Origin of the sequence: Spirosoma spitsbergense DSM 19989, assembly GCF_000374085.1 — a bacterium.
In the GTDB taxonomy this organism is placed as follows: domain Bacteria; phylum Bacteroidota; class Bacteroidia; order Cytophagales; family Spirosomataceae; genus Spirosoma; species Spirosoma spitsbergense.
The window spans coordinates 28,968-40,964 of record NZ_KB893499.1 but is presented as its reverse complement, the minus strand read 5'-3'; the positions used below and the strand labels follow the sequence as shown (position 1 = coordinate 40,964).

At 52.7% G+C, this 11,997-nt stretch carries 8 protein-coding genes; 2 read left to right on the top strand and 6 right to left on the bottom strand.

Going from position 1 to position 11,997, the window contains the following annotated elements:
• Window positions 1-4 precede the first annotated feature (4 nt).
• The 4 genes from B157_RS0111610 to B157_RS0111595 all read right to left on the bottom strand — a co-directional run bounded on the left by B157_RS0111610 (window position 5) and on the right by B157_RS0111595 (window position 4,462).
• A complete protein-coding gene (locus B157_RS0111610; protein WP_020603495.1) occupies window positions 5-1,498 on the bottom strand; it encodes a DUF6056 family protein in 1,494 nt (497 codons plus the stop codon).
• Between the two features lie 109 nt (window positions 1,499-1,607).
• Window positions 1,608-2,552: a DMT family transporter gene (locus tag B157_RS35135; protein WP_020603494.1), complete on the bottom strand. Its 945-nt coding sequence runs from the start codon at window positions 2,550-2,552 to the stop codon at window positions 1,608-1,610.
• 84 nt (window positions 2,553-2,636) lie between these two features.
• A complete protein-coding gene (locus B157_RS0111600) occupies window positions 2,637-3,713 on the bottom strand; it encodes an LptF/LptG family permease (RefSeq protein WP_020603493.1) in 1,077 nt (358 codons plus the stop codon).
• Between the two features lie 95 nt (window positions 3,714-3,808).
• The gene (locus B157_RS0111595; RefSeq protein WP_020603492.1) at window positions 3,809-4,462 is read right to left on the bottom strand and encodes a metal-dependent transcriptional regulator; all 654 of its coding nucleotides are present in this window, start codon (window positions 4,460-4,462) and stop codon (window positions 3,809-3,811) included.
• A 195-nt stretch (window positions 4,463-4,657) separates the two neighbouring features.
• Here B157_RS0111595 and B157_RS0111590 point away from each other — a divergent pair, with 195 nt between their 5' ends.
• Both B157_RS0111590 and B157_RS0111585 read left to right on the top strand, forming a co-directional pair.
• Window positions 4,658-5,998 (top strand): Nramp family divalent metal transporter, encoded by a 1,341-nt coding sequence (locus tag B157_RS0111590; protein WP_020603491.1) that lies wholly within the window; start codon window positions 4,658-4,660, stop codon window positions 5,996-5,998.
• A gap of 90 nt (window positions 5,999-6,088) precedes the next feature.
• A complete protein-coding gene (locus tag B157_RS0111585; RefSeq protein ID WP_020603490.1) occupies window positions 6,089-8,716 on the top strand; it encodes a sialate O-acetylesterase in 2,628 nt (875 codons plus the stop codon).
• Window positions 8,717-8,724: 8 nt separating this feature from the next.
• On the opposite strand, the gene B157_RS0111580 is transcribed toward B157_RS0111585, so the two are convergent.
• Complete coding sequence (locus B157_RS0111580; protein WP_020603489.1) at window positions 8,725-10,296, bottom strand: DUF1501 domain-containing protein; 1,572 nt, start codon at window positions 10,294-10,296, stop codon at window positions 8,725-8,727.
• Window positions 10,297-10,381: 85 nt separating this feature from the next.
• Entirely contained in the window at window positions 10,382-11,932 is a 1,551-nt protein-coding gene (locus B157_RS0111575; protein WP_020603488.1) for a DUF1800 domain-containing protein, read from the bottom strand.
• Between the last annotated feature and the right edge of the window lie 65 nt (window positions 11,933-11,997).

Genomic DNA, 11,997 nt, shown 5'->3' with positions numbered 1-11,997 from the left:
GGAATTAACGTTTAGCGGGAAATCCTACCGAGGATACAGTTGCCGAAGAGGTTGCCGTCCTGGTAACTGTAGAGTCGAGAATGATTACTTTGTGGTTGTAATAGCCCGACTGGCAGCGATTCCACCAATGAGTACGCTCAGGCTTAAGGTCTTCGACGAACAGGCTGGGCGGGTAAACGCTGATGGGTGCCAGCCGTAGCGTGTCGCCCGGTAGCTGAAGCAACCGGTGGCGTTCGTTCATCTCCCGGTTGTAGACCGTAGCCCCACCACCCAGCAAGTCGGTATAGAGTTGTTTGAGCGACGTGCTGTAAGCGATACTGCCCGCCAGCCACAGGGCCGTAATTACCAGCAGTAGTGTTGTCGCCGGTCTGTTTCGGTTAGCCGAAAATGCCGGTGCCCCGGAGTCTGTGCCGGTAGATCGGTTGCGGCCCGCCCATACGGTGAGCACAAAAAACCAACCCAGGGTGAAGAACACGAACAAAACGTTCATCGTCCGGGCGAAGGGAGGTAATCCGATTCCGTAGTAGGAGGGGAAGATCGTAGCGGCCAGCAACCCTACATACACGATGGTGAGTAGTGGCGCGGGTAGCGCAAACAGGTGGGCGTTGGGCGCACCAGGTTGGGTGATACGCCGGGCCATAGGCCAGTAAAGCAGCGACAGCGGTAGAATGGGCGTTTTAACGAGCCACCCCCCCACCGACTTGGCCAGCCAGCCAAACGACGAACCCATCGACTTCACGAGCTCACCACTATGGGCATTTCCACCCATGCGGATGGCATTGCCCGGTGCCCTGAACAACAACCACGATGAGGCCAGTGCTACAACGACCAGAAACACCAGAAAAGGATCGATAGTGCGCTGAAATAACAGGCGGTACCCCGCAATCGCCAGCAGAAGCAAGAGCAACAGAATCAGGTTGGTTTCTCCCGAGCCAATGCTAGCAAAGACAAGAAATCCGGCCCACACCACCGTCAGCCATTTATCGGGGCCAGCCGGCTTTCGGTACCAGCGCAGCATAACTGCGAGCAGGTAAATAGTCAGCACCGTTGGTACCGTATAGGTAGCAATGGCAGCCGTCCAGAAAAACGCTTCGACAACACTTTGCAGCGCCAGCACAATCAGAAAGAAGAGGATACCGGTTGTTAGCAGGCGGGTTTTCAACGACTCGCCCCGAAGTAGTTCACTGATCAGTGTAAACAGCGCCGATACCAGGGCCGTGACCGCCAGCACCGGAATTAGCCTGAACCCATCATACCAGCCCCACACAAGCGGGTTAGCATGAACGAGCATATTGGAGAAGTAGCGGCCCGTCCATCCAGTGTAATAATAGTTCTGGGCCGCCCAGAACCCGTAGCGAACGGCTGTATCCGCAAAACAGTAGTCGTCGGCGGCCGACGGATGGTTGTAAAGCGACAGGCAAAGCAGCGGAATGCAGGCCAGCAAGAACAAAAAAACAGCGGTAGCATTGGCAATCCGCCCGGTAAACGATTCTTTCATAGTGTAGCACCCGGCCTGGTGGCCCGGTGTAAACGGTTATCAGGCACCCATATAGTCGGGTATTCGACAGCTACTTGCCTTAAGCACGTCAAAAGCGCACCCAGCCCGGTTAGTTGTTTCCTTTTATGACTTCGGCAGACTCCGTGGTCACGGGACGATTTAGCCGATGGTTCAGCATCGGGTACGCCAGCACGGCCATCAGTATCACGATGGTACCCATATAGAACCCCGCCGTCATGCGCTCGGAGTTACCAAAAATGAGTACGGCGAGCAGAATGCCATATACAGGCTCCAAATTTACGGTTAAGATTGCCATGTACGGCGAAAACTTACGCAAAAGCCCTACACCAACGGTATAGGCATACACGGTACACACCAGCGACAGCACCAAAAGCCACCCCCACTGCTCTAGGCTGCCGGGCACATACTGTACTGCCGAGCTACCCTGAGCAGAGTCGGCCGCGCGAACGGCTATCCACAACAGAAAAGCCCCCACCGATGCGCCCGCCATTTCGTAAAAAGAGATAACCAGCGCGTCGTACCGTTGGGTAAACCGACTGTTGATAATGGTAAACAGGGAGGATAGCATAGCCGAGATTACCGCTACGGACAGACCCACTACTTTATCGAACTCGAACCGGAAAATCAGGTACAGGCCTGCTATCACGACCAACCCCAGCACCACTTCGACGGGACGCGTCCGTCGGCGCAGGACGAGGGGTTCCAGCACACTCGCCCACAGCGAACTGGTAGCCATACCTGCCAGGCATACCGACACGTTGGCCAGTCGGGCAGCCAGGAAAAATAGTACCCAGTGCAGGCCAATTAATCCACCCGTTGCCAGCAATCGCCCGTAGTCCTGCCGAGCTACCCGCAGGTTTTGCCGACGTGCCACTAGTAGGGCACCCATACCCAGCACGGCCAGCAGCGTTCGGAATAAAACGACTGCCGAGGCATCGAGCGGCATCAGGAGTTTACCCAAAATGGCCGTAAACCCCCAGATCAGCACAATGAAATGGAGCTGGAGGTAGTCGGAGAGAGAGGGATTCTTCAATGGCGAATGAGTGAATGAGTGAATGAGTGAATACCTCCGAATGGCAACTATTCGCTCATTCGTACAATCACTCATTCACAATTGTTATCTCGGTATTGTATTATAAAGCAACACCCCAATTCCTGCAAAAATAGCGTTTGGCAGCCAGACCGCCACAATGGGGTTGAGATTACCTGATTCGGCAATGCCTTTGGCCAGCATGAAAAACAACAGGTAGGTAAACGCCAGAATAAACCCCAGCGCCACCTGCCAGCCCACCCCCCGGCGGCTCTTGCGGGCCGACATGATGACCCCCATCACGGTGAGGATGATAATGGCAAAGGGCCGGGTATCCCGACTGTATTTTTCCAGCAGATACGTTTCTACCCCGTCTGCACCCCGGCTTTGCAGCAGGTTTATGCGTTTGTTGAGTTCGGGGCGGGTGAGGGTTTCGTACAGGTTAAAATCTGAGTTGAAATCATCGGGTTTCAGGTTCAGCGTCGTGTCCATCCGCGTGCCGGGGGTGAGGGTTTCCTTTATTCCGTCAATGGCACGAATTTTATAGTCTATAATGGCCCACTTTTTCTTTTTGGCATCCCATTCAATCCGGTCGGCAGAGAGTTTCTGCTGGAGTAGGTTACCATCAACTTTTTCCAGGGTGAACTTGTAACCCGTGTTAATTGAGTTGTTGTAACTTTCCAGATACGCGTAGGTGTTGGGGGCAATTTTCAGGTGCACATTACGGCCCGAATAGGTGTATGAATCGTTGATGTACTTAATCTCGAACGCAATCCTGACTTTATTGGCCTGCGGGATAATGTAGTTGACCATGAAATAGGTAGCCACCGCCAATACGGTTGCGCCCAGTACGTACGGGAAGAGCAACCTGACAAAACTCACGCCACTGCTCAGAATAGCAATAATCTCGGTTCGGGCCGCCAGGCGCGAGGTCAGAAAAACGGTAGCGATGAACACCATCAACGGGCTGATGTAGTTGGCCCAGTAGGGCACAAAGTTCATGTAGTAGTCCCAGAATATCTCGTTGCCGGGGGCGTGGGTCTTATGAAAATTATCCACCTTTTCGGTGTAGTCGATCATTACCACCACCAGCACGATAACCAGTACCACGAAGATGTACGTTTGCAGGAAACGTTTGAGTATGTACCAGTCCAGGAGTTTCATAACGTAAGTTGGTTAGTTAATCAGTCGATTGGTTGCTCTGTAGGTTAGTGTTTGCGCGTCAGTCACAGACCGGCTCCCTCCCTGACCGACGGGGTTCAGCTGACCAATAAATTTTTGGCGACTTCGTGACTGACGAATACGGTACGGTCATTTCCGATCTGTACCAGTACCGACTTATCGAAGGCGTTGATTTCACTAACCGTCACGATGGATCCCAGCGTTAACCCGGAGTGGTTGAGGTGCTGCAAAAATTCAGTCGAATGTTCCATAACGGCCCTCAGGCAAACGGCCTCTCCGGCTACTGCGTCCGATAGCTTGCGGTAGCCCATTTCCGGCATTTGCCCCGTTGGCGTAGGAATGGGGTCGCCGTGCGGGTCAAACTGAGGGTGACCTAAAAACGTATCGAGTCGGACAACCAGTTCTTCGGATCGGATGTGCTCCAGTTCTTCCGCCATTTCGTGGACTTCATCCCAGCCGAAACCCAGCTTTTGTACCAGAAAAACTTCCCACAGCCGATGTCGACGAATGATCTGAAGTGCCAGACGCTCGCCTTCTTCGGTGAGCCGCACGCCCTGGTATTTTTTGTAGTGGATAAGCTGTTTATCGGCCAGTTTCCGAAGCATGTCGGTTACCGAAGCCGCCTTGGTTGCCGTCATCTCCGCGAGCGCATTCGTACTCACCTCTCCCTGCTGTTTGCTGGCCAGATTATAGATGGTTTTTAAATAATTTTCTTCGGTGAATGACTGCATGAAAGGGCTATTGAATCAAAACGGCAAAAGAACGAAAAACAGTTTGCTCACAAAGGTAGTTTTTATGTTAAACTTTCTAAAAATTTAGGCTTGCCTAAATTTTTATTTCAATAATCCTTATATTTGTTGCATTTGTTTTGATCGTTAGTAGTATCTACAACCGAATACAGGAACGATTTCATATACCTGATTGAAATGGAGGCAGCTAATACACCGGTAAAAAACTGGAAACAGACCACAAAAGATAATGAAACTCCTCAGGGATATGCGTCCGTTCGTGTGCCTGTCGGGAAGGGATTTTTCCAGACATTACGGGCTTACATCGGCCCTGGCCTGATGGTTGCCGTTGGGTACATGGACCCGGGCAACTGGGCCACCGGCATTGCGGGTGGAGCGCGTTATGGGTATCGGCTGCTGTCGGTCGTGCTTATTTCCAATCTGTTTGCCATGTTGCTCCAGCATCTGGCACTCAAACTGGGTATTGCTTCCGGGCGTGATCTGGCTCAGGCCTGCCGCGACCATTTTAGCAAACCGGTTTCTTTCATTCTGTGGATACTGGCCGAAATTGCCATTGCCGCCTGCGATCTGGCCGAGGTTATCGGGTCGGCCATTGCGCTCAACCTGCTGTTTGGCCTGCCCCTCACGGTAGGAATCCTTATTACGGCGCTGGACGTGTTGCTCCTGTTGTTTTTGCAGGGCAGGGGCGTTCACCTGCTGGAACGGGTTGTGGCCAGTCTGATCTTTTTGATTGTAGGTTGCTTTGGCTATGAAATGCTGGTATCCAGGCCCGATATGGCGGGTATTCTGAGTGGTTTGATACCCCGTACCGAAGTAGTGACCGATCCGGGTATGCTCTATCTGGCTATTGGTATCCTGGGCGCTACCGTTATGCCGCATAATTTATATCTGCACTCCAGTATCGTGCAAACCCGGGATTACAGCCGCGATGATGCCGGTCGGCGGTCGGCTATCAAGTTTGCTACCATAGATTCTACCGTTTCGTTATTTCTGGCTTTCTTCATCAATGCCGCCATCCTGATTTTGTCGGCGGCTGCGTTTCATTTTTCGGGCAACCAGCAGGTGGCCGACATTACCGATGCGCATCGGTTGCTCGACCCTATTCTGGGGGTTAAATTTGCCGGGATAATGTTTGCCGTAGCCCTGCTGGCTTCGGGCCAGAACTCCACGCTGACCGGTACTATGGCGGGACAGATTGTGATGGAGGGCTTTCTGAAGCTACGGATCAAACCCTGGATGCGTCGGCTCATCACCCGCCTGGTAGCCATCGTTCCTGCCCTCGTAGTCGCTATTCTGTACGGCGAAAAAGGGGCATCCGAACTGCTGGTGTTGAGTCAGGTAATTCTATCGTTACAGCTCAGTTTTGCCGTTGTGCCGCTGGTCCAGTTCACCGGCGACAAACTAAAAATGGGGCGGTTCGTCAACCCGGTTTGGGTGAAAGTGCTCTCATGGGTGGTGACGGTATTGATTATTGGCCTGAACGGGTATTTGCTATGGGATGCAGTCAAATCTATTTAGTGTAGGTAAAAGAAACTATTTTGGCATGTATGCACGTACCTACTGGTAGGTACGTGCATACAAATCTATTTTACCTAACCATACTGTTCTATGACGGTAAAATTTTTACCCGTATTATTAAGTTTATTGATTTCTGTACAGATAGCCTATTGTCAGTCGGGTATAACGTTTGATCAGCTTCCAGCTAACTATCAGCTTTTTGCGCGTGACAGCACCGGTAAGGCTACTGTTGTTATTAGTGGTATAGCCACCACACCAGGGCCTGAATCGTTGTCGGTGGAATTATGGCGCGAAGGCAAACTACTGTCCCGGTCCAGTATAAAGCTGGAGGTTAGCCGACCTGGTTCTTTCAGCAGTATTTTCCAGATCAGGGCCGAAAAGGCCCAGTACGCCGTTCGTGTGTACACCCACACGGGGCGCGATTCCCTGTTGGTAGCAGAACGTACCCGCCTTGTTTGCGGTGATTTTATTCAACTCTATGGTCAGTCGAATGCCGTTGCTTTCTCGCCGGACTATTCGTTCGATGATACCTACCTTCGGAACTTTGCTTTCGTACCCGGAACCGATCCTGCCCAGGGTAATGTAGCCTGGTATCCAGCCAAACAACCCTACGGCGGGTCGGGCCTGATTGGCTGGCACTTGCAGGAATTGATTCTGAAACAGTTTGGCATTCCGACCTGCATCATAAACGGGGCAGTTGGTGGGGAAGGGATCGATTTTCTGAATTACCGTAACCCCCAAAATCCAACTGATCTGACAACCGCTTATGGACAGCTGTTATATCGTCAGCAGCAGACAAAGGCACTTTCGTCCTTACGGGCTATCATCTGGCGACAGGGGGAAACGGAAGCCGGGGGAGCCTTTAAAACCGCTGACTATTACCGCCAGCAATTCGATAAGCTGTATAAAAACTGGCAACAGGACTATCCGTTCAAACCGCGTATCTACCTGAGCCAACTCAACTTCCTGCCCGATCGTAATCCAAACGCAGGTCGCATTCGTGATTTTCAGCGACGGACAAAAAAAATCTACCCTAATCTGGAAACCATTGCCACCGTTGGTACATCCGGATTTGAGGGGATTCACTATACCCCAAACGGCTACCTGCAAACGGCTAATGAGTTGTTCCGCCAACTTGCCCGCGACCTCTATCAGTCAACGGATACGGTGCAGATCAATTCGCCGAACATTCAAAAGGTATACTATAACAGCCGGAAGGACACCGTTACGCTGGTTTTTGACGACCGGATGCAGATGGTCTGGCCCGCCGATTCGACCCTTAACGATCTGAACACCGGAGAAGCGTACCGGCGCCGGATGAAGGACTTTATCTACCTGGATGGACAGGCTAATCTGGTAAATAATGGGTCGGCCAATCAAAAAAGAGTTACCCTGGCCCTAACGTTTCCCGTTTCGGCTACTTCCCTAACCTATCTGCCGCCGTTTTTTGAGGACTCACACACAACATTCTATAATGGTGTTCATCTGACGAATAGTCGGGGGATGCGTGCTTTTTCGTTTGCCGATGTCCCGATTGGCAACGCGCTGCCGGTTATCTCCCTGAGAAGTGCCGACCTACTGGCCGGAAACAACGTGTCCTTGTCCTGGAATGCGCCACCGACGCTCCAGGATACCTACGAAATTGAACGGGCTGATAACCCGAACGGCCCGTTCGTTACGATTGGCCGTACCAGCGGACAGGCTACCAGCTTTACCGATACCACGCTGACACTCCGGGCTGCTGTTCTCTATTACCGGTTGCGGGCTGCCACTAGTACGTCTGAGTCACCACCTTGTGCTGCTCTGCGGGTGCAAACGGCTGATGTAGCCCTAGCCCCCGTTGTTGAGTCGGCTGATCTACAACTGGCTATGGCTGCATCGACCAGAGTACCCGTTGTGGGTAGTCCATTTGTGGTAACACTGACGCTGAGAAACACGGGTCCAGCTACAGTTACGCAGGTCGTGGCAGAAAATCGATTACCCAAAAACATGGCCTTCGTTTCCGGGAGTTCGGCGGTTAGTAGTACACCCGGCGTGGTATCAGCTACGTTCACATCATTAACGGCAGGGCAGGCCGTTAGTTTAACTTATGTGGCAACGGTGCAGCAACCCGGTTATTATGTTAATGCCGCACAGGTGATTCAGTCGCCCCGTCCCGACCCCGATTCTACGCCGGGCAGCGGTACGGCAGATGGGGAAGATGACATGGCTGTATTTGAATTGCGGACACGACCAACCAATGATACGGCGGTTTTTGTATCGCCTAACCCCAATCAGCGTCCCCTGCCACCCGTTATCAGCAATAGCCCACCCGCTTCTGTTGGTAGAACTGATCAGGCCGATTTGAGTCTGGAAATGGTGTCCAGCAGTCTGGCTGCCCGGCTGAATGAGGTCGTTAGCTTTACGCTGACTGTGCGTAATGCCGGTGGTGCTCAGGCAACGGCAGTTACTGTCGTTGACAGCCTGCCTCCCGAACTGGAACTGGTAGACGCAGCTGGCTGGCAGGTCAACGGAAATCAATTATCCATTGGCCTTACAAACCTGAACCCCGGCGAGAGTGGTGCAGTCGTTTTCAGGGCGCGGGTTGTTGGCACAAAAGACGTAGTGAATGCGGCTCAGATAAACCGGGCCGACCCCGCCGACCCCGACTCTACGCCGGGCAACGGAACTACGAATGGCGAAGATGACACCGCCCGGGTATTTATCCGCCGATTCTAAGCCTTCTTTTACCGGGCTACCACCAGCCGCTTTGTTAACAGTCCCTGGGCCGTTTCAACGCGCAGCATGTAGTTGCCGGTGGGTAAATGGCCGACGTTCATCTGCACCGAAGTCGCCGTTGGCCGCGACGTATCGACCGACATGGATTGTCCCAGCGGGTTAATTACCTGCACCGATCGTATGCCCGGAGCCAGCCAATCCGATTCCAGCACGGCCACCGTCGATGCGGGGTTTGGGTACAGACGGGCCTCTGTGGCTGTGGGAGCAACGGCGGTAACGGTTTGCGGTGCCCGAAACACGGTGGCCACCGGAAAGTCCCTGAACAGCGTTGTCGATTCGGTAGCCGTGTCGGTCCCGAACCAGTCGGTCAGGATGGCGGCATACACCTGTCGGAAATCGGTCTGCATTTTCAGGTTGTTGTTATCCAGATCGCTCAGGTTTGGATTTTTACCCACCATGGGCGACTTGATGGCCGAACCAAACACAAACATGGGGGCCGAGGTACCATGGTCGGTGCCAAAACTACCATTCGAGATGGCCCGTCGGCCAAATTCCGAGAAGGTCATTCCTACAACCCTGTCCTCTATTTTCAACTGGGCCAGGTCATTCTGGAAAGCCAGTACCGCATCTGAAAGCGTCTTAAGTAGACTGGCGTGTGTTCCTGTAGTGGTATCGGTACCTACTACCTGAGCGGCATGGGTATCAAAACCGCCCATCGTGACGTAATATACTTTCGTCTGCATCCCCCCCGCAATGAGCCTTGCAATAATTTTAAGCTGGTCGCCGAGGGTATTGGCGGTCGGGTAGGTAGCCAGGTTTTTGCTCTTGCCAGCCGCCGTTTTGATCTGACCGGCGTAGCTGACCGAACTGGCCTGCTGCTGCCGTATGTACTCGATCTGCTGCCCGGCATACCCCGTCAGATTAGTAGACGGGGTACTCGGCTTATCCCCCACCAGCCGGGCAAAGGTGTCTGGATCCTGGAGTACGATCGCCATTGAATTGGTGGGGCCAAGCAGCGACGTAGCGGTTACGTACCCAATCTGAATGGCCGGTGGATCGGGCATCTGGGTGGTTGGATAACTATCGGGATAACCCGGAAAACGTTTGTCGAGGTAACGCCCTGCCCAGCCTGAGGAAGTGGTTTGGGAAGAGTCGACAGCCGTCATCCAGATATCGCTGGCCCGGAAGTGCGAAAAATTGGGCGTTGGGTACGAAACGCCCTGCACAATACTAAGTTTGCCGTTGTTGAACAGTTGTTGCATGCCGGTCATGGCCGGGTGCAGCCCCGTTTGGGAATAGTTTTTCAGCCGAAGGGCTTTGGCTTCGGGAATAGCGATGTTTCCCCGGAATTTCGGGTCGGTATAGACGCTCATCTGGTCGAGCGGAATAACCATATTCAGGCCATCGTTGCCACCCTGCAACTGGATGATGACCAAAACCCGGTCCGACTGGTCGGCCAGATCGACAAGCGACTGAATGAATGACGAAGGGCGGGCAAAGGCTTTGGCTCCGTAGCCATCAATCAGGACCGGCAGCAGCAATGACGAAGCCGCATGGTGGAGAAAATTACGACGCTTCATAAGTTTGATGATAGAATGATTGAGTGATAGAATGAGTGAATAGCGGACGTACCATTCACTCATTCTATCATTCCATCATTGAAAATTAGATTACCTGATATTCGGCCATGCGGAAAATGTATTGCAGGAAGGCCGTCAGCTTTATCTGAACGGCCTGTTTTTTTGCAGCATCATTGGGGGCCTGGATATAGTCGTTCCATTCGCCCGTCCATTCATACCGTGGAATGGAGCTAAGCAGAATCGTGTCGGTCAGGAAATCCAGTTGCGATTTGTCGAGTGGAACTCCCAGTAACTGGCTGGTTATATTCGTCACCAATACACCGGCATCGGCAGGATCGGAAAGCGTTTTGGCATACACTACCGAATCAACCACAACCTTTCCGTTCAGCTTCAGGGCGTTGGTTGTCAGGGCATCCCCAAAGAAGCCGCGCAGCCCCAGCGTGGTCGAATTGATCCACTGCTGGTAGTAACCCGTCTGGTAATAAGCTGTCCAGCCAAAAACCGTAGGGGGATTCAGAATTTGCTGTTGTTGCTCGGTAATACGGGCTAAAATGTAGTTGCCAATCTGGTAAAAGGCGGTTATGTTCTGCGTCGGATCGGGGGCCTGTATCCCCCAGAAACGGAACGTACCGATCACCAGGTCGGTAGGCGATTTGATCATCCCCCCCCGAATAGCTTCGTCGTAGAAATGCTGGCTTTGAAAAAGGGCTGTTAGTACAGGCTTTATTTCAAAATTAGCTTTTCTGAATACCTCAGCCAGCGGCTGAATAAAATCGGTCTCGACGGTGGGCGTGATATCGGAATTGATAAACCAACGATAAAGTCGTCGACAGATATAGCGGGGTGTTTCACTATTTTTCAGAATCATATCGACCAGATCGTTCAATTCATCCAGCCCGGCCGTAGTCGTCGAACGTCCTTTAATAACTGTATTCTGGTAGGTAGCCGAAAAGGTTTTGTCGGTTTTGTCATGCTGGTTTAGCCGAAACGTACTGCCCACCGGCGTGGTCGTGGCACTACGGTAGCTGACATCCGTCCAGCCCGTTAGTACCTTGGCCGCTTCGCGAACATCGGTTTCGGTATATCCTCCGTTTCGGCCAATCGTAAAGAGTTCCTGGAGTTCGCGGGCGTAATTCTCGTTGGCCGTACCCACTATATTCTGATTCCCGTTCAGAAACCGGAGCATGGCCGGGTCCTGCGTAATGGCAACGGTGAATGCCTTGAAATTGCCCAGCGCATACTGCCGAAGCAGGGCGTTGTAGCGGTACATGAATCGGTAATCGTTGACGGTCGGGGAGTTCGTTACAAAATGATTCGACCAGAAAAGCGTCACCTTCTCAAGCAGCGATACGGGCTGATTGAGCATTAGATTGGCCCACCAATAGTTGAGATACGCATTGAACTTCCCCGAATTCGTCATGTCGAACGGCTGATCGTGGAAGGGTTTGCCCGTTGCCAGATCGAGCGGGGGAGGAGGTGTGGGCTGGTCGGCCAGCAGTTTTGTAATGATCTGGGCCGCCGTTTGTCCGGTTAATGTTTTAACCTGATCGGCGGTTGGTCCGAACGTGGCCCGTCGGAGCAGGTAGGCAACCTGGTCTGCCGTCAGGGGTTTTGTGTACGCATCGAGTAGGGCCACAGTATGAAGTAGTTAGCGGGTTTACGAAGGGTTCGCTGCTGACTGACAATAAAGGTATCACAGGG